The organism is Paraburkholderia sp. RAU2J, from assembly GCF_003634845.1.
GTDB classification, from domain to species: domain Bacteria; phylum Pseudomonadota; class Gammaproteobacteria; order Burkholderiales; family Burkholderiaceae; genus Paraburkholderia; species Paraburkholderia fynbosensis.
Genome location: NZ_RBXG01000001.1, coordinates 1,889,564 through 1,911,941 on the forward strand (window position 1 = coordinate 1,889,564; position 22,378 = coordinate 1,911,941).

The window sequence follows — 22,378 nt, forward strand, 5'->3', positions numbered from 1 at the left end:
GTACCGCGCAAGCGTTGCGCCCAGTTTTCACATCATGCCGAAACCGCCGAAAATTCCCCAATCCGTGCTGGTCATCATCCATACGCCCGCGCTCGACGTGCTGCTGATCGAGCGCGCCGATCATGCGGGCTTCTGGCAGTCGGTGACGGGTTCCAAGGATCGCCTCGACGAACCGCTCGTCGAAACGGCGGTGCGCGAAGTGGCCGAGGAGACCGGCATCGTGATCGGCGGCGCGCAGGTGCCTGGCAGCGCTTTGTTTGACTGGCAATATTCGATCGAATACGAGATCTACCCGGAATTCCGCCATCGCTATGCCGAAGGCGTGATCCACAACACCGAGCACTGGTTCAGTGTGCAGGTGCCCGAGCAGCTCGAGGTGACGCTGGCACCGCGCGAGCACACTGCGTTTCTGTGGCTGCCGCATGAAGAGGCGGCGTCGCGCTGCTTCTCGTCGTCGAACGCGGACGCGATTCTGCAGTTGCCCAGGCGGCTTGCCGGCCGAGCGGCGGGCGTTCCTGCCGCGGAGCGTGGCCGATGAGCGCAGGCGGCCGTTTCTCGCGGCTGCGGCACACGCTGCTTGGCCGGCGCTATTGGCAGCGTTATCGCTTCACCAGTGACAACGACGTCAGGCTGCTGCGCTCGGGCGACGATTTTTTCGACGCCCTGATCAAGCGTATCGATGCCGCGCAGCGCGACGTCGTTCTGGAAACCTATATCTTCTGCGACGACGCCGCCGGCCAGCAAGTCAGCGCAGCATTGCTGCGCGCGGCTTCGCGCGGCGTAAGGGTACGCGTGATCACCGATGGCATCGGCACCGCGCGTCTGTCGATGTTCGACGAATGGCCGCCGGCCGGCATCGACCATCGCATCTACAACCCGCATCTGTTCGGCCGCTTCGGCTTTTCGCGCACCCACCGCAAGCTCGCGGTCATCGACGATCAATTTGCGTATTGCGGCGGCATCAACATCGTCGACGACTACGAGAACAATGGCGAGACTCTGCCTTACCGGCGCTGGGATTTCGCGGTCGAGTTGCACGGGCCGGTGGTCGCCGACGTCCGTCAGGCGTTCGAGGTGCAGTGGCGCCGGATTCGACTCGGGCATCGGCCGATCGAGGCACTGGAGCCGGACCTCGGCACGCACACGTCCGCGTCGCTCGGCAGTTTGCGGCGGCGCCGGCGGCGCCGCAACGAGCAGTTGTGGGCAGGCGGGCAGCCGTGCGTGGCGTTCGTCGCGCGCGACAACCTGATCAACCGGCGCGCGATCGAGAAGGCATATCTGGCCGCAATCGGCCAGGCGCGGCACGAGATCCTGCTCGCCAATCCGTACTTCATGCCGGGGCGCAAGCTGCGGCGTGCTCTGGTGTTCGCCGCGCGCCGCGGCGTCGTGGTGAAGCTGATCATCGGGCGCAAGGAGTTCAAGGCGCTCGATTACGCGGTGCCGTTTCTTTATCACGCCTTGCTCAGGTCCGGCGTCCAGATCGCCGAGTACGAGAAGACGCTGCTGCACGGCAAGGTCGCGGTGGTCGATTCGAACTGGGGGACCGTGGGTTCGTCGAACCTCGATGCGCTGAGTTTGATGCTCAACAACGAAGCGAATGTGGTGCTGGTGAACGACGCGTCGACCGAGGCGCTGCGTGAGGCGATACTCGACGCGTTCAAGGATTCGCGCCGTATCGACGAGGCGCATTACGAATCGCGTCCGGTCGTCGAGCGCGCGCTCAACTGGCTGGCTTATACGAGCTATCGGGTGGCGATGAAGCTGTTGACGGTGGGTGGGTATGATTAGGCGGTAGTGGCGCGAGGGCCGGCAATCTCGAACGCAGCCCGCAGGGCCAGCCTTCGCATCGCTCGGAAGCAACCGCGTCCTGCCGTGCGCCACACCGATGCAAAGCGCGATATATGACGCGTTTCAGAGCGCTCCTAAAGACTCGCTGCCGCGGCTCAAACATAATCTTCGTTCGATAAAAGTCGAGCGGCCTGGTGTATCGCATGCGCCGCCGAGACTTTCCCTGATCAAGCCGTGTTTGCCGCTACGCCTGGGCCGCTTATGGCGACCGGGCCTGTGCATCACGCACGCGCGCTCGTTGGTTCGTCAATCATGTCTGTTCGCCCGCCAGCCGAATCCGCCAACACCTCGAGCCTCCACGACGAGGCGATAGCCGCCTATCAGGCCGGCCGCTTCGATGCGGTGCGCACGCTCGTCGATCGAATCCTGGGCGAGGATGACGAGCATGTTGGCGCGATTCATCTGCAAGGTCTGCTCGCACTTGCTGGCGGCGATACGCAAAGCGCGCGGCACTTGCTCGAACGCGCAATCCGGATACATCCCGAACCGATCCTGTACAACACGCTCTACGCGATCCGGCTCACACTCGGCGACTACCCGGGCGCGGTCGAGAGTCTGCGGCAAGGGCTCGCGCTGCAGCCGGATTTCTCGGCGCTGCACTACAACCTCGCGTTGACGCTGCAACATCTCGAGCGTCTCGAAGAAGCGGCCCTGAGCTACGGGCGCACGCTCGAAATCGACCCGGAGCACTCGGCTGCGCACAACAATCTGGGGCGCATCCATGCGGATTTCGGCGTGCTGGAAGAGGCCGAGCGGCACTACCGGCGCGCCCTCGAACTGGCCCCTGCGAACCTCGCCGCCCGCAACAATCTGGCGATGGTGTTGCTCGCCACGGGCCGCTACGAAGAGGCATGGCCGTATTTCGAAGACCGCTGGGTCAGCTTCAAACTGGCCGACGGACGACCCGCACAGAAACCTGTGCAAGTGGATTTGCCGCGATGGTCTGGCGAGCGCCCGTCTGCTGCGACTCAAAGTCTGCGTAACGGGCGACCCTCCAATGAACGCCTGCTCGTCCTCGACGAACAGGGTTATGGCGACAGTCTGCAGTTCGTGCGCTACCTGCCGCTGGCGCTCGAGCGTTTTTCCCACGTGGGCTACGTGTGCCCACCGCCTTTGCGCCGCCTGTACGAGCAGTCGTTGCGCGAGCGCTGGCCGGGCCTCGTGCTGCTCGATGGCGTGCCTTCCGATCTGGGCCGCTGGGATCGCTATTGCCCGCTGATGTCCCTGCCGATGGCATGCGGCACACGACTCGCCACGGTCCCGAGCGCGCTGCCGTATCTGCGTGCCGACGCTGCGCGCGCCGACCATTGGCGCGCGCGCCTGGAAGCGTTGCCCGCCGCGCATTTGCCGCGTGTCGGTGTCGTGTGGGCGGGCGGCCATTCGGGCATTGCGGTGGACCGGCGGCGCAGCCTCGTGGCCGCACAGATCGCGCCGCTGCTCGCGCTGTGGCAGGTGCGCTGGATCAGTCTGCAAAAGACCGATGACCCCGCGAAGCTCGCCGACGCCGCGAGCAAAGCGCGCCTGACCGACTGGACCGATGAACTCGCGGACTTCGCGGAGACCGCGGCGCTGATCGACAACCTCGATCTGGTCATTTCCGTCGACACCTCGGTCGCGCATCTGGCCGCCGCAATGGGCAAGCCGGTCTGGTTGCTGAACCGTTTCGCGGGCTGCTGGCGCTGGCTGCGCGGCCGCGACGACAGTCCGTGGTACCCCGGCTTGCGTCTTTTCACGCAGACGCAGCGAGGCGATTGGGACGAAGTGCTGACGCGGGTCGCCATGGCGTTGCAGCAGAGATTCCCATTGGACGAATGACAGCTTCCGCGCGAGCATGCCCGCGGCGGCGCGGCGATCTCGCCGTCGGGCTATTCTGATCGGCGCCAGATCGACCACCATTCCCCCAACCGCCGCCCCACCAGTTGCGCGGCGACAACCGCCTCCCACCCCGCACCCGTCAAACCCTCCTGGATTCGCGCCGATTTGCGGCATCATGTCGGCCGGCTGCGCCACCACGGAGACCCAAGCATTCTGCATAGCAATACCTGTCTCAAGGCAAACGCCTCTAAAAAATCTGATTCCTCTGATTGACGGATGTCGCAGAATTGAAACCGCGTTAGAAACCGGTTTCTAATAAAGTCCTTGTTTCGCGGACGGCAGCACTCAATAATAGTACGGCCGTTCGATTTTCTTTCGGTCACATTAGAACGGTAAAAACAGCTATGCGAAAAGGCGAACAAACGCGGGTCGCAATTCTCGACGCAGCACTCGATCTGGCAAGCCGCGACGGACTGGAAGGTCTGACGATCGGCCTGCTGGCCGAGCGCATGCAGATGAGCAAAAGCGGGGTGTTCGCGCATTTCGGGTCGCGCGAGGATTTGCAGGTCGAAGTCGTGCGCGAATATCACCGTCGTTTCGAAGACGAGGTGTTTTTTCCGAGCTTGCGCGAGCCTCGTGGGTTGCCGCGTCTGCGCGCGATGATCTCGCGCTGGATCGAGAAGCGCATCCAGGAAGTCACGACCGGTTGCATCTATATCAGCGGCGCCGTCGAGTACGATGACCGCGCGGACAACCCGGTGCGTGAGCAACTGGTGTCGAGCGTGACGATCTGGCGTGCCGCGCTCACTCGCGCGATTTCGCAGGCAATGGAGGAAGGGCATCTGCGCGCCGACACCGATCCGCAGCTGATGCTTTTCGAACTGTACAGCTTGACGCTCGGCCTGCATCACGATGCGCGCTTCCTGCACCTGCCGGATGCGGTGCCTCTCACGTGGGCCGCGCTGGAAAAATTGATTGTTTCGTATCAAAGCGAAAGCCGTTAGCAGCGTGGTCGGGTACCAACCGGATTCAGCGGCGCAGAAGGTTCCGGTCCACGGACTCAGCTAACGGCCTGGCTTCTTGTCAAACTTTGGAGAGAGTCATGGGACAGTACGCCGCGCCGCTGCGCGACATGCAATTCGTGTTGCACGAACTGCTCAACGTGGAAGCCGAGATCAGCCAGATGCCGAAGCACGCTGATCTCGACGCCGACACGATCAACGCCGTGCTCGAAGAGGCCGGCAAGTTCTGCTCCGAAGTGTTGTTCCCGCTCAACCACAGCGGCGATCAGGAAGGCTGCACGTACGCCGGCGACGGCGTCGTGACCACGCCGAAGGGCTTCAAGGAAGCTTATCAACAGTATGTCGAAGCCGGCTGGCCCGCACTGGGCTGCGATCCGGAATACGGCGGCCAGGGGCTGCCCGCGTTCGTCAACAACGCGCTCTATGAAATGCTGAACTCGGCGAATCAGGCGTGGACGATGTATCCGGGTCTCTCGCACGGCGCGTACGAATGCCTGCACGCCCACGGCACGCCCGAGTTGCAGCAGCGTTATCTGCCGAAGCTGGTCGCGGGCGTGTGGACCGGCACGATGTGTCTGACCGAGCCGCATTGCGGCACCGACCTCGGCATCCTGCGCACCAAGGCCGAGCCGACTAGCGACGGCTCGTACGCGATCAGCGGCACGAAGATCTTCATCTCCAGCGGCGAACACGATCTCGCGGAAAACATCGTTCACCTGGTGCTCGCGCGTCTGCCGGATGCGCCGAAGGGCACCAAGGGCATTTCGCTGTTCATCGTGCCGAAGTTCGTGCCGAACGAAGCGGGCGAGCCCGGCGAGCGCAACGGCGTGAAGTGCGGGTCGATCGAACACAAGATGGGGATTCACGGCAATGCCACCTGCGTGATCAATCTCGACAACGCGAAGGGCTGGCTCGTCGGCGAGCCGAACAAGGGTCTCAACGCGATGTTCGTGATGATGAACGCTGCGCGCCTGGGCGTCGGCATGCAGAGCCTCGGCTTGACCGAAGTCGCCTATCAGAACTCGCTCACGTACGCGAAAGAGCGTCTGCAGATGCGTTCGCTGACCGGCCCGAAGGCGCCCGAAAAAGCCGCCGACCCGATCATCGTGCACCCCGACGTGCGCCGCATGCTGCTCACGCAGAAGGCCTACGCTGAAGGCGCGCGCGCGTTCTCGTACTGGTCCGCGCTGCATATCGACAAGGAACTGTCGCACGGTGACGAAGCGGTGCGCAAGGAAGCCGCCGACCTCGTTGCGCTGCTCACGCCGATCCTGAAAGCGTTCCTGTCGGACAACGCGTTCGAAGGCACCAACCACGCGATGCAGATCTACGGCGGCCACGGCTTCATCGCCGAGTGGGGCATGGAGCAGTACGTGCGCGACGCACGCATCAACATGATCTACGAAGGCACCAACGCGATTCAGGCGCTCGACCTGCTGGGCCGCAAGATTCTCGGCGACATGGGCGCGAAGATGAAGAAGTTCGGCAAGCTGGTGACGGAATTCGTCGAAGCCGAAGGCATCAAGCCGGAGATGCAGGAGTTCGTCAACCCGCTCGCCGACATCGGCGACAAGGTGCAGAAGCTGACGATGGAAATCGGCATGAAGGCGATGCAGAACCCGGACGAGGTCGGCGCCGCGGCCGTGCCGTATCTGCGTACTGTCGGCCATCTGGTGTTCTCGTACTTCTGGGCGCGCATGGCGCGTATCGCACTCGACAAGCAAGCGTCGGGCGATCCGTTCTACAAAGCCAAGCTTGCCACCGCACGCTTCTACTTCGCGAAGCTGCTGCCGGAAACGGCGATGACGATCCGTCAGGCGCGCGCCGGTTCGAAGTCGCTGATGGACGTCGAAGAAGCGCTGTTCTAAGCTCAACGCAAACACACATCGAGGCACAGGCGCCGCGCGTATCGAAACCGTGGCGCCCGATTCCCGCCTGGCTCAAGCCCTACATCGCGAAGCACTTCTGACGCTTCGCGACATCCGCATAACTCCCCGGAGGAACGACGTGAGCAATCTGATCATTCGCAAGGTAGCCGTGCTCGGCGCCGGCGTGATGGGCGCGCAGATCGCAGCGCACCTGATCAACGCCAAGGTGCCTGTGCTTCTTTTTGATCTGCCGGCCAAGGAAGGCCCGAAGAACGCTATCGCGCTGAAGGCGATCGAGAATCTGAAGAAGCTGTCGCCGGCGCCGTTCGGCGTGAAGGACGACGCGCAATACATCCAGCCGGCCAATTACGACGACGACATCGCGAAGCTCGCCGAATGCGACGTCGTGATCGAAGCGATCGCCGAACGCATGGACTGGAAGCACGACCTGTACAAGAAGGTCGCGCCGCACATCGGCCCGAGCGCCATCTTCGCGACCAACACGTCGGGCCTGTCGATCACGGCTTTGTCGGAAGGCTTCCCGGCCGAACTGAAGGCGCGTTTCTGTGGCGTGCACTTCTTCAATCCGCCGCGCTACATGCACCTGGTCGAACTGATCCCGACCGCGACGACGCGTCCGGAAATTCTCGACCAACTCGAAACGTTCCTCACGAGCGTGGTCGGCAAGGGCGTCGTGCGCGCAAAAGACACGCCGAATTTCATCGCCAACCGCGTCGGCATTTTCTCGATCCTCGCCGTGATTACGGAAGCTGCGAAGTTCGGTCTGCGTTTCGACGAGGTGGACGACCTGACCGGCGCACGTCTGGGCCGCGCGAAGTCGGCCACGTTCCGCACCGCCGACGTGGTCGGTCTCGACACGATGGCGCACGTCATCAAGACGATGCAGGACACGCTGAAGGACGACCCCTTCTTCCCGATCTACGAAACGCCGGCCGTGCTGGCCGAACTGGTGAAGAAGGGCGCGCTGGGTCAGAAGACCGGCGCGGGCTTCTACAAGAAGGAAGGCAAGGCGATCAAGGTGCTCGACCCGCAGACGGGCGAGTACGTCGACGGCGGCGCGAAGGCGGACGAACTGGTCGGCCGCATTCTGAAGCGCCCGGCGGCCGAGCGCCTGAAGCTGCTGCGCGAATCGGAGCACCCCCAGGCGCAGTTCCTGTGGGCGATTTTCCGCGACGTGTATCACTACATCGGCGTGCATCTGGAGTCGATCGCCGACAACGCGCGCGACGTCGATCTGGCGATCCGCTGGGGCTTCGGCTGGAACGAAGGCCCGTTCGAAGGTTGGCAGACGGCCGGCTGGAAGCAGGTCGCCGAATGGGTGCAGGAAGACATCGCGGCGGGCAAAGCGCTGTCGAACGTGCCGTTGCCGTCGTGGGTGCTGGGAGGTGTGGTCGCGGAGAAGGGCGGCGTGCATACGAACGACGGTTCGTGGTCGCCGGCTTCGAAGACGTTTGTGCCGCGCTCGTCGCTGTCCGTGTATGACAGGCAGGTGTTCCGCGCACCGCTGGTCGGCGACACGACGGCCGATCCGAAGACCTACGGCAAGACGCTGTTCGAAACCGATGCCGTGCGCGCATGGGTCGATGATCGCGCGGGCGAGAACGATGTGTTGATCGTGTCGTTCAAGAGCAAGATGAACACGATCGGACCGTCGGTGATCGACGGTCTGACGCAGGCGATCGAACTGGCCGAGAAGGACTACAAGGGCCTCGTGGTGTGGCAGCCGACGTCGCTGAAGCTCGGCACGCCGGGCGGCCCGTTCTCGGCAGGCGCCAACCTCGAAGAAGCGCTGCCCGCGTTCATGATGGGCGGCGCGAAGGGCATCGAGCCGTTCGTGCAGAAGTTCCAGCAAGGCATGTTGCGCGTGAAGTACGCGAGCGTGCCGGTAATCTCGGCGGTGTCGGGCATCGCGCTCGGCGGCGGATGTGAGCTGGCGCTGCACAGCGCGAAGCGGGTTGCGCACATCGAAAGCTATATGGGTCTCGTGGAAGTCGGCGTGGGGCTCGTGCCGGCGGGCGGCGGCCTGAAAGAAGCGGCGCTGCGCGCGGCGGAAGCTGCCACGCAGGTCGGCGCGACCAGCGATCTGCTGAAGTTCGTGCAGAAGTCGTTCGAAAACGCGGCGATGGCGAAGGTCTCGGCGTCCGCACTCGATGCCCGCGCGATGGGCTACCTGAAGCCGTCCGATACGATCGTCTTCAACGTGTTCGAGCTGCTCGACGTCGCGAAGAAGGAAGCGCGCGCGCTGGCGGCGGCGGGTTATCGTCCGCCGCTGCGGGTGACGCAGGTGCCGGTCGCGGGCCGCTCGGCGATCTCGACCATCAAGGCGTCGCTCGTCAACATGCGCGATGGCCGTTTCATCAGCGAGCATGACTTCCTGATTGCCAGCCGCATCGCGGAAGCGGTGTGCGGCGGCGATGTGGAGGCGGGCAGCCTCGTCGATGAAGAATGGCTGCTGCAACTCGAGCGTCGTGCGTTTGTTGACCTGCTCGGCACGCAGAAGACGCAGGAGCGGATCATGGGCATGCTGCAGACCGGTAAGCCGGTGCGCAACTGAAGCGACCAGCAATCGCATACATATGCATGGGGTGGGAGTAGGCGCCAAAGCGCTAACTCCCACCGACCGCAACAGGGTTGCATGGGGCCAACGTAAGCGCTAAAGCGCTAACGCTGGCCGACAAAGGAGTCTCAAATGGCAAAGCAATTGCAAGACGCATACATCGTCGCGGCGAGCCGTACGCCGATCGGCAAGGCGCCGCGCGGGATGTTCAAGAACACGCGCCCCGACGAACTGCTGGTGCACGCGATCAAATCGGCCGTGGCGCAAGTGCCCGGCCTCGACACCAGGGTAATCGAAGACGCGATCGTCGGCTGCGCGATTCCCGAAGCCGAACAGGGGCTGAACGTCGCGCGTATCGGCGCGCTGCTGGCCGGCCTGCCGAACACGGTCGGCGGCGTCACGGTGAACCGCTTCTGCGCGTCGGGCCTGACCGCGCTGGCGATGGCCGCCGACCGCATCCGCGTCGGCGAATCGGACGCGATGATCGCGGGCGGCTGCGAATCGATGAGCATGGTGCCGATGATGGGCAACAAGCCGTCGCTGTCGCCACATATCTTCGATCGCAACGAAGACATCGGCATCGCCTACGGCATGGGTCTGACCGCGGAGAAAGTCGCCGAGCGCTGGAAGATCAGCCGCGAAGCGCAGGACGCGTTCTCGGTCGAATCACACCGCCGCGCGATCGCCGCACAGCAGGCCGGCGAATTCAACGACGAAATCGCCGCGTACACGATCACCGAACGCTTCCCCGATCTCGCGACCGGCGAAGTGCGTGTGCAGACGCGCGAAGTGTCGCTCGATGAAGGTCCGCGCGCGGAAACGTCGCTCGAAGGTCTGGCGAAGCTGCGCACAGTGTTCGCGAACAAGGGTTCCGTGACGGCGGGCAACAGCTCGCAGACGTCGGACGGGGCGGGCGCGTTGATTATCGTGTCGGAGAAGATGCTCAAGCAGTTCAACCTGACGCCGCTCGCGCGCTTCGTGAGCTTCGCAGTGCGCGGCGTGCCGCCGGAAATCATGGGCATCGGCCCGAAGGAAGCGATTCCGGCCGCGCTGAAGGCCGCGGGCCTGAAGCAGGACGATCTCGACTGGATCGAACTGAACGAAGCGTTCGCCGCGCAATCGCTGGCGGTCATTCAGGACCTCGGGCTGGACCCGTCGAAAATCAACCCGCTCGGCGGCGCGATCGCCCTCGGCCACCCGCTCGGCGCGACGGGCGCGATTCGTGCGTCGACGGTGGTGCACGGCCTGCGCCGCCGCAACTACAAGTACGGCATGGTGACGATGTGCGTCGGCACCGGCATGGGCGCGGCGGGCATCATCGAGCGCCTGTAACCGGGTTGGCGGGTGTACGCCCCGGTCCGCGCGGTCATCGGCGAGATGATGCCCCGCTTGTCCGTCAAGGACCGCAGAACGGTTCGCAGGCCGCCCGGCTTGCGAACCGTTTTTTTCATTCTCAGCAAGAGTACGAGGAGAGGAAGGAGATGACGATGGATATCCTGGTCGAGCGCGCGGACGGCGTGCTGACAATTGCCTTCAACCGGCCCGGCAAGAAGAACGCGATTACGGCCGCGATGTATCAGACGATGGCCGACGCGATGGTTCAAGCGCACGGCGACACGTCCGTGCGCGCGATCCTGATTCGCGGCAGCGCCGGCATTTTCAGCGCTGGGAACGATCTCGAAGACTTCATGAAGACGCCGCCGATGGGCGAAAACGCACCGGTGTTCCAGTTCCTGCGCGCGCTCGGCTCGGCGGAAAAGCCGGTGGTGGCGTCGGTGGCGGGGCCGGCGGTCGGCATCGGCACGACCATGCTGCTGCATTGCGACCTCGTCTACGCGGCCGACACGGCGAGCTTCTCGTTGCCGTTCACGCAACTCGGCCTGTGCCCGGAAGCGGCGTCGAGCTTGCTGTTGCAGCGCGTGGGCGGCTATCAGGCGGCGGCGGAAAAGCTGCTGCTCGGCGAAGCGTTCGACGCCGCCGAAGCACACCGCATGGGCTTCGTGAATCGTGTGCTGCCGGCGGCTGAAGTCGACGCGTTCGCTGCCGCGCAGGCCGCGAAGCTGGCCGCGCTGCCAGCGTCGTCGCTGCGCGTGACGAAGAGTTTGATGAAGCGCGCGAGCCACCAGGAACTGCATACGCAGATGTCGGAAGAAGCCGTGCACTTCGGCAAGATGCTGCTCGCGCCGGAAGCGCGCGAGGCGTTCAAGGCGTTCTTCGAGAAGCGCAAGCCGGACTTCCGGCAGTTCGATTGACGCGCCGCGCCTGAGCCGTGCAGCACACGGGCGCGGGGTTGCCAGCGCGCTCGTGGCGCCTCAACCGCTCAAAGCTGCGCCGGTTGCCACGTGTCGTAATCGACGAAGCTGGTTTCACGGCAGAAGCTGACGAGCCGCACGCCCGCCTTGCGGGCAATCGCAATCGCCAGCGACGACGGCGCGGAGATCGTCGCGAGCATCGGCACGTCGACGCGCGCGGCCTTGCGCACCAGCTCGTAGCTCGCGCGGCTCGACAGAAACACGAAGCCCTCGCGGGTGTCCGCGCGATCGAGCACGAGCTGGCCGATCAGCTTGTCTAGCGCGTTGTGACGGCCGACGTCCTCGAACGCGTAGCGGATCGCGCCCGCCGCGTCGCACCATGCGGCCGCGTGCAGGCCGCCGGTCAAGCGCGTGAGCGCCTGGTGTTCGGGCAGTTCGCGGGCGGCGCGGGCGATCGCGTCCGGCGCGAGCCGGTGCAGAAAGCCGGTGTCGGGCACCCGCTCCGGTTTCAGATCGAGCAGATCGATGCTTTCGATGCCGCAGACGCCGCAGCCGGTGCGCCCGGCGAGCGCGCGGCGCTTCTCCTTCAGCGCGACGAACGCCTGCTGGACGACCTGCAATTGCACTTCGGCATGCGGCAATTCATCGTCGTCATGCAGTTCGACCTCGATGTCCTGAATATCGCTGCCGCGCTCGACGATGCCTTCCGAAATCGCAAAGCCGACCGCGAATGCTTCGAGATCGCGCGGGGTACACATCATCACCGCATGCGAAATACCGTTGAAGACGAGCGCGACCGGCCATTCCTGACCGACGTGATCGGTGACGGTTTCGACCGCCGCGCCGCGATGCCGGTGCACCTGGCGCTCCACCGCGCCCGGCTGTCCGGCTGTTTCCTGTTCGTTCAATGCTCGACTCCTGTGCGATGCTGCGCGCGCGTAGCGCTTCCCGAGGTTGCCCTGCGCCACCGGCAACCCCGGCCGAGCCGCCGTCGCGCGAATAAGGTTCTAAAATACCTCAAGCTGCGCTTGCACGCTGTGCGCCATCAGGAGGAGCCTTGTCATGGGACTCAACGAAGCACCGCTTCTGTTCAACTTCGAAGTCGCGTCTTCGGAGAATTTCACCTACATCCCAATGTCGGTGCGCTTCAATCTCGACCGTTTCGGGCTGCGCATCACGCTCGCGCAGTGGCAGTTGCTGCCACTCGAAGACCGCAAGCTGCTGGCGCGCTTCCCGGTCGAGGACGACGCGGAAATCGAACCGAATTTCGATCACGCGCTGTTCGAGATGCTGCGCACCCACGCGAACGTCGAGCCGGAGTGGTTCACGCCCGACGAGTCGCCCGCGTGGCGCCACACGGACAGCGTGCCGGAGGGCGTCACCCTTCAGGCCGGGCTGGCCGGCCTCGCCGCGCCGAGCGCGGCCCGCTGGGCCGAACTCGATCCGTTCAAGCGCTACGTGCTCGCCAAATTGTCGCGCAAGCCGGAAGCCAGTCACGACTTCGTCCCGGCGATGAAGGAATTCGGCGCCGCGGGGTAGCGGCGGCGAGGCGCGTGCAGCGCGGGTAGCGAGCGCAGCCGCCCATGCACGACCGGCGAGCGCTGTCCGCCACACGCTATCCGATATTGCGCCCCCACCCCGGTTTTTTTCATTCCCCACCCTCAACTCCGTTCCGAAGTTGCCGTTATCCATGGGTTGGCGCGTAAAAAGATTCGCATCGATGCGGCCCGACGCACCGAGAACGACCGCGCGCTCCGCCCTCGGAACGATTGACGTTCGGAATCCATGACTCTTTTCTTATCGAAGCGGCTGCTGATCAACATAGCGGTGGTCGTCGCCGCGGTCGGTGCGAACGCGTTCGTCGCCTACACGCAGATTGGCGGTCAGCGCGATGCCGACGCGCGCATGCTGCGCGCGACGAGCGTGCGCCAGAACCTCGACGCGTATCACACGGCGCTCGACGGCGCACTGGCCGCGCTAGGCCGCTTCGAGGCATCGGGCGAACCCGCGCCGGTCAACGCGGCCGCCGCGATGACCACGACGCTCGCCGGTCTGGAGCACGAGCTGCGTCAGGAGCTGGCTGGCGAACCGCCGATGCTCGACGCGCTGGCGAGGCTGAGCGCGAACAGCCACGCGCTGCAGCACGACATCGACGACGCGCTGTTGAAAAGCGCCAGCGCCCAGCCGGATGCGTCGCGCGCATGGGCGGCGTCGGCCTACACCCGCCTCGGGCTCGAACTCGATCGCGTGGAAGCCGCGCTGGCCGCGCTGCGCAGCGAGGAAAACCGCGCGTTGCAGAAGGCGCTCGCGGTCTCGGCGAGCGAAACCCAGCGCGCGCTGTTTCTGCTGATCGTGACGATGCTGACCGGCGGCGTGCTCCTCATCTTCACGTTCGGCGCCCGCGAAAACAGCGCGCGCGAAAAACTGCGCAGCGTGCGCGCGCTCGGGCGCCACGATGAACGCTTTCGCGGCCTGTTCGACGACCATCCGGTGCCGATGTACATCTTCGAACGCGAGACGCTGCGCTTTCTCGCCGTCAACGCGGCTGCGATCCAGCAATACGGCTACTCGGAGCACGAATTTCTCGGCATGACGATTCGCGCAATCCGCACGCATGGCGAAGTCTCGCGGCTCGAATCGCACCTGCAACGCCAGGACGCGATCCCGCACGGCCGCACGATGGCGGGCATCTGGCATCACCGGCGCAAGGACGGCTCGATCGTCAGCGTCGATATTTCGTATCACGCGCTGAACTTCATGGGCCGCGCGTCGCTCTTCGTGCTCGCCGACGACGTCACCGACCAGATCAACGCCGAAGCCGAGGCGCAGCGCTCGAACCAGATGCTCGAAGCGGTGATCGACAACATCCCGCAGCGCATCTTCTGGAAGGACCTCGAGTCGCGCTATCTCGGCTGCAACATGGCGTTCGCGCGCGATGCCGGGCTCGCCTATCCCGAGCAGGTGGTGGGCAGGCGCGATGCCGATATGCCGTGGCGCGCGTTCGCCGATCTGCTGGGCGACCACGACCAGGAAGTGGTGAGCACCGGCGTGCCGAAGATGAACTTCGAGGTCGACCTGGTGATCGGCGGGGTGCACCGCACCACCGTCACGAGCAAGCTGCCGTTCACCGACGGCGAGGGCCGCGTGATCGGCGTGCTCGGTTCCTATACGGACATCACCGAGCGCAAGCGCGCCGATCTTGCGTTGCGTCTGCAAAGCCGCGCGCTCGACGCGAGCGTCAACGCGATTCTGATCACGGCGCCGTCGCCGGCCGGCAATCTGATCGAATATGTGAACCCGGCGTTCATGCGCATCACCGGCTACGATCCCGCCGAGGTGATCGGCCACGATTGCCGCGTGCTGCAACGCGATGACCGCGACCAGGAAGGCGTCGCGCTGATCCGCCAGGCGCTCGCGGCGAACCGCGAGGTCAGCGCGGTGCTGCGCAACTATCGCAAGGACGGCGCGCTGTTCTGGAATCAGCTGTTCATCGCGCCGGTGCCCAATGCGGAAGGCGTGATCACCCATCACATCGGCGTGATCAACGACGTGACCGATCTGATCCGCTATCAGGAACAACTCGAATACCAGGCCAACTACGACAGCCTCACGCGCCTGCCGAACCGCAATCTGCTGCGCGACCGGCTCGAGCATGCGCTGGTCGTCGCGCGGCGGCATCACAAGGGCGTCGCCGTCGTGTTCCTCGATCTCGACGGTTTCAAGAACGTCAACGACACGCTCGGCCATAGCGTTGGGGACCGGCTGCTGCGCGTGGTCGCCGAGCGCCTCGCGCGCTGCTCGCGCACCAGCGACACGGTGGCGCGGCACGGCGGCGACGAGTTCGTGATCGTGATGACCGACACGGTCGATGAACAGTCGCTGATCGCATGGATGGAGCGCGTGCGCTCGTCGATTTCCGAGCCGGTGTGGCTCGACGGCACCGAGCTGTACGTCGGTTGCAGCATGGGCGCGAGCCTGTTCCCGCAAGACGGCGACGACGCCGAATCGCTGATGCAAAAGGCCGACCTCGCGATGTATCGCGCGAAGGACATGGGCCGCAATACGTTCCAGTTCTATCAGCCGGAGATGAATGCGAGCGCGGGCGCGCGTCTGAATCTCGAACGGCGCCTGCGCCGCGCGTTGCGTGACGATGAATTCCTGCTGCACTACCAGCCGCAGGTGGATATCGGCAGCGGACAGATTGTCGGCATCGAGGCGCTGGTGCGCTGGCACGATCCGGAAGACGGCCTGATATTGCCGTCGGCGTTCATTCCGTTGGCGGAGGAGAGCGGGCTGATCGGGCCGCTGTCCGAATGGGTGCTGCGTGAAGCGTGCCGCCAGAACAAGGCCTGGCAGGATGAGGGCTTGCCGCCGACGCGGGTGTCGGTGAATCTGTCGGCGCGTGTATTCCAGCAGCGCGATATCGCGAAGCTGGTGACGCAGGTGCTGACCGAGACCGGTCTGGAGCCGCGCTACCTCGAACTGGAGCTGACCGAAAGCACCATCATGCGTAACGCCGAAGAAGCGGTGTCGATGCTCAACGAGCTGCACGCGCTCGGCATCGGCCTCGCGATCGACGACTTCGGCACCGGCTATTCAAGCCTCAGCTATCTGAAACGCTTCCCGGTGGACCGGCTGAAGATCGACCGCTCGTTTGTGTCGGACATCGGCGTGTCAGGCGACGACGAGACGATCACCTCGGCAATCATCGCGCTTGCGCACTCGCTGAAGCTGCACGTGATCGCGGAAGGCGTCGAAACGTCGGCGCAACTCGACTTCCTGAAAGAGCGCGCGTGCGACGAGATGCAGGGCTTCTACTTCGCGCGGCCGTTATCGACCGATGCGATTTCCGAGTTGTTGCAAGGAGGCGTGGGGCGGGCGCTGGAGCCGGCTTGATTGGCGCGTAGGGAGCGAATCGCAGCGGCAATCGAGGCGCTGCGAAGCGGCACATCACTGACGGGCCAATCGGCGGCGCGTTCCAGTTCTTCCGTGTACGCCGCATTGTCGATGACAGGGCGCGCTTCCCGCACCGCCGTTGTCACACCGCCGGCGTATCCACGAAAACCGGCAAGTCCTCCGCCAGCGCCGAAAACGCCTGCAAGTGCGGGTACGCGGCTTTATCGACGATCTCCGGCAGCATCATCTGCGTGAAATGCCAGCTCACCGCCACGGTGACGTCCGCCGCGTCGAACTGCTCCTGCTCGATCGGCAGCGCGGCCGCCGCCACCTCGCGTTCGAGTTCGGCGTAAGCGGCGAGCAGTTGTGCGCGCACGCGCTCGAGCCAAGGCTCGTGCTGCTTCTCCACCGGCCGGAGATTCCGCTCGTAGACGATCTGGATGCTCTTCTCGCACGCCGCGAGCGCGAGCCCCGATAGACGGGCGGCGCGCAAAGCATCCTCCGGCACAGTGGGGAAGAGCCGCTGCCCGGGTCCGGCCAGCGTCGCCAGGTACTGGAGGATCACCGATGACTCCATCACCGTGCTGCCGTTGTCGGCGATCAGCGTCGGCGCCTTGACGACCGGGTTGATCTGCGCGAACTGGTCGTACGTGCTGAACACCGAGATCGACGCGTGTTCGAAGTCGAGCTTCAGCAATTTGAGGCAGATGGCGACCCGGCGTACGTAGGGCGAATCGAGCATTCCGATCAGTTTCATGTGTTTCCCGTTAGAAGTTCTATCATTGCGCGCCTGAGCGGGCCGTGCCGCGGCGCTTCTCGTCCACTGCGATGCTTGGCGCCTCAAGCCGATAGATTAAGCGTCTCCGCGCGCCAAAAAAAGCGACAATTACCGACGACCTACGTCAGAATTTCTAACATGAAGCCCATCCCGCCGCTTACTGCGCTCCGCTGTTTCGGAGCCGTCGCCCGTCTTGGCGGCGTCACTCAGGCCGCGCGCGAATTGCACGTGACGCACTCGGCGGTCAGCCAGCAAATCAGGGCGCTGGAGGACGCGATGGGTGTCGCGCTGTTCATCCGCGAGGCGCGCGGCTTGCGCCTCACCGACGAAGGGCGCCTGTATGCGCTGGACATCCGCGCCGCACTGCGCGATATCACCGAGGCCACGCGCCGCGCGCAGGCGCGCCCGCAGGAGAGCGAACTGGTGATCTCGACCCTGCCGTCGTTCGCGCAGCACTGGCTCGTGCCACGGCTCGCGAGCTTTCGCGAAGCGCACCCGTACTATCGGGTGCGCTTGTTGACCAGTTTGCAGGTCGAGGATTTTCGCCAGAGCGCGGCCGACATCGGCATCCGCATGGGACAAGGGCATTGGCCCGACGTCGCGCAACAAAAATTGTTCGACGACGACATGGTGGTCGTTGCCGCGCCTCATTTCGCGCTCGCACCGGGCGGCCGCTTTCCCATCAGCGCCGAGGACGTGGTCGCGTGCCCGCTGATCTCCAGCCCCGATGCGCCGTGGGCCGACTGGTGCGACGCGGCGCACGTCGGGCCGCCGCCGGCCGAAGCCGTGGTGCTGTCGGCCAACGATTCGAACATCGCGATCGGCGCGGTGCTGCTGGGCCAGGGCATCGCGCTCGAGCGACGCAGTCTGGTCGCGCATGCGTTGGCGCAAGGTGCGTTGGTGCAGATCACCACGATCCGCGTTCCGTATCGCTATCCGTACTGGCTGGTGTGGCAGCAGCGCGAAATTCTCAATGCCCGCCAGACGCATTTCGCGCAGTGGATCGAAGCGCAGGTCGATGTTTATTTGCGCGGCGATGGCGCGTCCGCAGTGTCGAGCCGGGCGGCCTGGCCACTGCCTGCGCGGGTCAAACCGATTTGCGCATGAATTTCGGTCGCCTATATTCGTGGTTCCCATCCGGGACCTTGCCGGGGCATGAAGAAGCACCGACGAAACATCGACGAAACATCGACGAAACATCGCTTCACGCAGCGCTTCGCCCGATTGCCGTTCCTGCCGCACGTAATGTATGCCGGGCGTCGTGCTGCCGACTATCCGCCAATCCGACTGGAGAAAAAACAAATGTCGTCTTCACCTGCAAAGAAACTGGCTGTGTTGTTGGCATCGGTTGTACTGAGCGTGGCGGCTGCCGCGCCGGCGTTCGCGCAAAGCGGCGGCGGGGGCGCCGGAGGAGGGCCGGCGGGCGAGGGCTCGGATGCGGCCAAGGCGGCGACCGGCACCAGGCCGCACACCTCGAAGGCGGAGCGCAAGGCCGCGCGCAAAGAGGCGCGGGCGAAGAAGAACGCCGAGTTGAAACAACTGGAGGCGCACGGCTATCAGCCGTCGCGCAACGATCCGAACTATCCGAACGACATCCAGAACGCGCAGAAGAAAGCGGGCATCGGCGCGGCGGCGAGCCAGTAAGCCAGTAAGCCAGTATGCCGTAGCGAAGCCGGACCGGGTCCGCCCGGTCCCGAGCGTGCCGCCACATCTGCAACTTCAAGGTATGAAATGGAAAGAGGCGCCAAGGCGCCTCTTTCCATTTGTGCTCGAGTGGCTCGCTTCAGCCAGTCAACTCAGCCACTCAGTCGAGCACCGGCAGTGCGCGCGGGCGGCGGTCGCTATCGGTAGCGACGTAGGTGAGGATCGCCTCGGTGACCTTCACGAGATCTTCGGTCAGGCTCATGCGCTGCGCGTAGACCTCGACCGACACCGTGACCGACGTATTGCCCGTCTTGACGATATCCGCGTAAAAGCTCAACAGATCGCCGACGAACACCGGCTGCTTGAACACGAACGAATTGACCGCGATGGTCGCCACCCGCCCGTTGGCGCGACGGCTCGCCGGGATCGAGCCGGCAATGTCCACCTGCGCCATGATCCAGCCGCCGAACACGTCGCCGTGGACGTTCGCGTCCGACGGTTGCGGCACGACGCGCAGCGCACAGGGCTTTTGCGGGAGTTGAAGAAGATCGGTCATTCGGGGGCACCCTTGAGAAACGTATTGGCTCGGTCGGCTCGAGCGGCAGGCGGGGATTTCACGACGACTGCACCACCGGCGGGGCGACCCGGGCAGATGGGACGGCCGCGCGGCCAGCGTGCAACCGGTGGCCGGACAGCCCATGAAAAGCGGCGCCAGCCGGCTTCTGCGACAATAGAAAGATCAGGAATTGTACGGGAAAGCGTTCAGCGAGGTCGTGCGTCAATAAGCGGTGTGCCGGCTCGGCAGGCCGCACCCGACGCGCCGCTATTGTCGCGGGAGCTCCGGCATTTTCACACACTCCCCCTTGCAGATCCCCATGCGCCGCACGCCCTCGTCCGAACCCTCGCCGATTTCCACCCAGCCTCGCAACGACTGGCAGACGATCCTCTCGCTGCTGCCTTACCTCGCCACGTATAAATGGCGAGTCGGCTTCGCGCTCAGTTGCCTGATCGGCGCGAAGGTCGCCAATCTGGGTGTGCCGATCGTGATGAAGCGCATCGTCGACAGCCTCGCGTCGGTCCAGCATCTCACCGCGCTCGGCCGCGCGCACGACGCGCCGGGCATCGTGCTGCTCGGCGGCGTTGGGCTGCTGGTGGTCGCGTATGCGGTGGTGCGGCTGTCCACTTCGCTCTTCACCGAATTGCGCGAGATGCTGTTTTCGAAAGTGACCGAGAGCGCGGTGCGGCAACTCGCGCTGAAGGTGTTTCGCCATCTGCATGCGCTGTCGCTGCGGTTTCATCTCGAACGGCAGACGGGCGGCATGTCGCGCGACATCGAACGCGGCACGCGCGGCATCACGCAACTGATCTCGTATTCGCTCTACAGCATCCTGCCGACGCTCGTCGAAGTCGGCCTCGTGCTCGGCTTTTTCGTCGTCAAATACGAGGCGTATTACGCGATCGTCACGTTCATCGCGCTCGCGGTGTACATCGTATTCACGGTGAAGGTCACCGAGTGGCGCACGCATTTTCGCCGCACGATGAACGATCTCGATTCGAAAGCCAACTCGCGCGCCATCGATTCGCTGCTCAACTACGAGACCGTCAAGTACTTCGGCAACGAAGAGTGGGAAGCGAGCCGCTACGATGAAAACCTCAAGCGCTATCGCACGGCGGCGATCAAATCGCAGCGTTCGCTGTCGGCGCTGAACTTCGGGCAGCAGGCGATCATCGGCACGGGGCTCGTGTTCATCCTCTGGCGTGCGACGCAAGGCGTGATGGCCGGGCGCCTCACGCTCGGCGATCTGGTGCTGATCAACACCTTCATGCTGCAGCTTTATATTCCGCTGAATTTTCTCGGCGTTGTGTATCGCGAACTGAAGCAGAGTCTCACCGACATGGACCGTATGTTCACGCTGCTCGGCGCGGCGCAGGAAGTGCCCGACCTGCCCGATGCGCCACCATTGCAAGCGCGCGGTGCGCAGGTGCGCTTCGAGCACGTGAACTTCGCGTACGAGCCGGCGCGCCAGATTCTGCACGACGTGAGCTTCACGATTCCCGCGGGGACCACGACGGCGGTGGTCGGCCATAGCGGTTCGGGCAAATCCACGCTCGCGCGGCTGATGTTCCGCTTCTATGATCTGGACCGCGCGACGGGCGGCGCGATCACCATCGACGCTCAGGATATCCGCGACGTCACGCAGGATTCGCTGCGCGCGTCGATCGGCATCGTGCCGCAGGACACGGTGCTGTTCAATGATTCGATCTACTACAACATCGCATACGGCCGGCCGTCGGCGAGCCGCGAAGAAGTGATCGCGGCGGCGCGCGCGGCGCATATTCACGAGTTCATCGAAGGACTGCCGAACGGCTATGACACGCCGGTCGGCGAGCGCGGCCTGAAATTATCGGGCGGCGAAAAGCAGCGCGTGGCGATTGCGCGGACCATCCTGAAGAATCCGCCGATCCTGCTGTTCGATGAAGCGACCTCCGCGCTCGATTCGCGCTCCGAGCGCGCGATCCAGCACGAGCTCGATCAGATCGCCCGCGAGCGCACGACGCTGATCATCGCGCACCGGCTATCGACGGTGGTGCACGCGCAGCAGATCATCGTGATGGACAAGGGGCGCATCGTCGAGCGCGGCACGCATGCGGAACTGCTGCGCGCGAACGGCCTGTTTGCGCAGATGTGGGCCTTGCAGCAGCAACGTGCGGCAGAGGCACCCGAGCCGATGGAGACGATTGGAGCGGGCGAGGGCGGGCGGTGAGTGCCGCGCCTGGGTGGCTTGTGCAACGGGCGGCGGGGCGCAGCAGTTGAATGGTTTGAGCGGTGAACGCGGTACGTCCACTTCACTGGCGAACCGGATGCCGCGCGTGAATTGCGCGGTATTGCACGTCGGCCTTCGCGTGACGCCGCCGCTCGCCGCGAGGCTTTTTTGCGCTGCGCCCCCGATTCGCCGCCCTCAGCGCATCCTCAAGCGCTGATCCAGATCCTGCAATTGAGCCGCCGTCCCGATGTTCTCCCACAAGCCTTCGTACAACTCGCCGCTCGCGAGTCCGCGCGCAATCGTCTCGCGGTAATACGGCGTGAGCGCGCGCCGCGTGCCGCGCGGCAAGTCGCGGAACATGCGCGTGTCGTAAAGCCCGATGCTGCCGAACGTCAGGCGCGGCTGCGCGTCGAGCGACAGCACGCCGTCGACCAGCGCAAAGTCGCCGTTCGGATGAAACGGCGGATTCGGCACCATCACCAGATGCATGCCCGGAGCGGGCTGCGCCTTCAATTGCCGGGCGCGAGCATCGAGCGCGGCGTAATCGAAATCGGCGTACACGTCGCCGGCGACCGCGACGAACACGTCGCTCGCGCCGTCATCTTCGAGCAGCGGCAGCGCCTGCGCGATGCCGCCCGCCGTCTCCAATGCTTCATGCTCGGCCGAGTAGCGCAATTCGACCTGCCAGCGCGAACCGTCGCCGAGCGCGACTTCGAGCTGCGCGCCGAGCCACGCATGATTGATCACGATGGTCTGGAAGCCGGCCCGCGCGAGCCGTTCGATCTGCCAGACGATCAGGGGCTTGCCGCCCACTTCGAGCAAAGGTTTGGGGCACGCGTCGGTCAACGGACGCATACGCTCGCCGCGGCCCGCGGCGAAAATCATCGCTTTCTTCAGGGACATGGCGACCGG

Annotated in this window: 17 protein-coding genes; 13 read left to right on the forward strand and 4 right to left on the reverse strand. The window is 64.6% G+C overall.

Going from position 1 to position 22,378, the window contains the following annotated elements:
- Positions 1–34 precede the first annotated feature (34 nt).
- From nudB to B0G69_RS08785, 8 genes are all read left to right on the forward strand, one after another.
- Positions 35–538 carry a dihydroneopterin triphosphate diphosphatase gene (gene nudB / locus B0G69_RS08750; protein WP_121319238.1) on the forward strand — a complete coding sequence of 168 codons (504 nt, stop codon included), beginning with the start codon at positions 35–37 and terminating at the stop codon, positions 536–538.
- The gene (gene clsB / locus B0G69_RS08755; protein WP_121316516.1) at positions 535–1,788 is read left to right on the forward strand and encodes a cardiolipin synthase ClsB; all 1,254 of its coding nucleotides are present in this window, start codon (positions 535–537) and stop codon (positions 1,786–1,788) included. Before nudB ends, clsB begins: the two co-directional genes overlap by 4 nt.
- Before the next feature lie 312 nt (positions 1,789–2,100).
- Entirely contained in the window at positions 2,101–3,663 is a 1,563-nt protein-coding gene (locus B0G69_RS08760) for a tetratricopeptide repeat protein (RefSeq protein ID WP_121319240.1), read from the forward strand.
- Between the two features lie 404 nt (positions 3,664–4,067).
- Positions 4,068–4,667, forward strand: coding sequence for a TetR/AcrR family transcriptional regulator (locus B0G69_RS08765; RefSeq protein ID WP_121316517.1), 600 nt, complete (start codon positions 4,068–4,070; stop codon positions 4,665–4,667).
- Positions 4,668–4,765: 98 nt separating this feature from the next.
- Positions 4,766–6,553 carry an acyl-CoA dehydrogenase C-terminal domain-containing protein gene (locus B0G69_RS08770; protein WP_121316518.1) on the forward strand — a complete coding sequence of 596 codons (1,788 nt, stop codon included), beginning with the start codon at positions 4,766–4,768 and terminating at the stop codon, positions 6,551–6,553.
- 139 nt (positions 6,554–6,692) lie between these two features.
- Positions 6,693–9,128 carry a 3-hydroxyacyl-CoA dehydrogenase/enoyl-CoA hydratase family protein gene (locus tag B0G69_RS08775; protein WP_121316519.1) on the forward strand — a complete coding sequence of 812 codons (2,436 nt, stop codon included), beginning with the start codon at positions 6,693–6,695 and terminating at the stop codon, positions 9,126–9,128.
- A gap of 135 nt (positions 9,129–9,263) precedes the next feature.
- A complete protein-coding gene (locus tag B0G69_RS08780; protein WP_121316520.1) occupies positions 9,264–10,463 on the forward strand; it encodes an acetyl-CoA C-acyltransferase in 1,200 nt (399 codons plus the stop codon).
- Between the two features lie 149 nt (positions 10,464–10,612).
- A complete protein-coding gene (locus B0G69_RS08785; protein ID WP_121316521.1) occupies positions 10,613–11,383 on the forward strand; it encodes an enoyl-CoA hydratase in 771 nt (256 codons plus the stop codon).
- 68 nt (positions 11,384–11,451) lie between these two features.
- Here the strand turns inward: B0G69_RS08785 and fdhD are convergent, their stop codons facing one another.
- A complete protein-coding gene (gene fdhD / locus B0G69_RS08790) occupies positions 11,452–12,291 on the reverse strand; it encodes a formate dehydrogenase accessory sulfurtransferase FdhD (protein WP_121316522.1) in 840 nt (279 codons plus the stop codon).
- A 154-nt stretch (positions 12,292–12,445) separates the two neighbouring features.
- Between fdhD and B0G69_RS08795 the strand changes: the two genes are divergently transcribed.
- Entirely contained in the window at positions 12,446–12,922 is a 477-nt protein-coding gene (locus tag B0G69_RS08795) for a nitrate reductase associated protein (protein WP_121316523.1), read from the forward strand.
- A 246-nt stretch (positions 12,923–13,168) separates the two neighbouring features.
- Positions 13,169–16,279, forward strand: coding sequence for an EAL domain-containing protein (locus B0G69_RS08800; RefSeq protein ID WP_121316524.1), 3,111 nt, complete (start codon positions 13,169–13,171; stop codon positions 16,277–16,279).
- Between the two features lie 142 nt (positions 16,280–16,421).
- On the opposite strand, the gene B0G69_RS08805 is transcribed toward B0G69_RS08800, so the two are convergent.
- Positions 16,422–17,036, reverse strand: a complete 615-nt coding sequence (locus tag B0G69_RS08805) for a glutathione S-transferase N-terminal domain-containing protein (protein ID WP_121316525.1) — start codon at positions 17,034–17,036, stop codon at positions 16,422–16,424.
- 159 nt (positions 17,037–17,195) lie between these two features.
- On the opposite strand from B0G69_RS08805, the gene B0G69_RS08810 reads away from it, so the two are divergent.
- Both B0G69_RS08810 and B0G69_RS08815 read left to right on the forward strand, forming a co-directional pair.
- The gene (locus B0G69_RS08810; protein WP_121316526.1) at positions 17,196–18,164 is read left to right on the forward strand and encodes a LysR substrate-binding domain-containing protein; all 969 of its coding nucleotides are present in this window, start codon (positions 17,196–17,198) and stop codon (positions 18,162–18,164) included.
- Between the two features lie 195 nt (positions 18,165–18,359).
- Entirely contained in the window at positions 18,360–18,701 is a 342-nt protein-coding gene (locus B0G69_RS08815) for a DUF4148 domain-containing protein (RefSeq protein WP_121319242.1), read from the forward strand.
- Between the two features lie 160 nt (positions 18,702–18,861).
- On the opposite strand, the gene B0G69_RS08820 is transcribed toward B0G69_RS08815, so the two are convergent.
- Positions 18,862–19,257 (reverse strand): acyl-CoA thioesterase, encoded by a 396-nt coding sequence (locus tag B0G69_RS08820; RefSeq protein ID WP_121316527.1) that lies wholly within the window; start codon positions 19,255–19,257, stop codon positions 18,862–18,864.
- Positions 19,258–19,576: 319 nt separating this feature from the next.
- On the opposite strand from B0G69_RS08820, the gene B0G69_RS08825 reads away from it, so the two are divergent.
- Positions 19,577–21,466 carry an ABC transporter ATP-binding protein/permease gene (locus B0G69_RS08825; RefSeq protein WP_121316528.1) on the forward strand — a complete coding sequence of 630 codons (1,890 nt, stop codon included), beginning with the start codon at positions 19,577–19,579 and terminating at the stop codon, positions 21,464–21,466.
- 195 nt (positions 21,467–21,661) lie between these two features.
- Here the strand turns inward: B0G69_RS08825 and murU are convergent, their stop codons facing one another.
- Complete coding sequence (murU, locus tag B0G69_RS08830; RefSeq protein ID WP_121316529.1) at positions 21,662–22,369, reverse strand: N-acetylmuramate alpha-1-phosphate uridylyltransferase MurU; 708 nt, start codon at positions 22,367–22,369, stop codon at positions 21,662–21,664.
- Between the last annotated feature and the right edge of the window lie 9 nt (positions 22,370–22,378).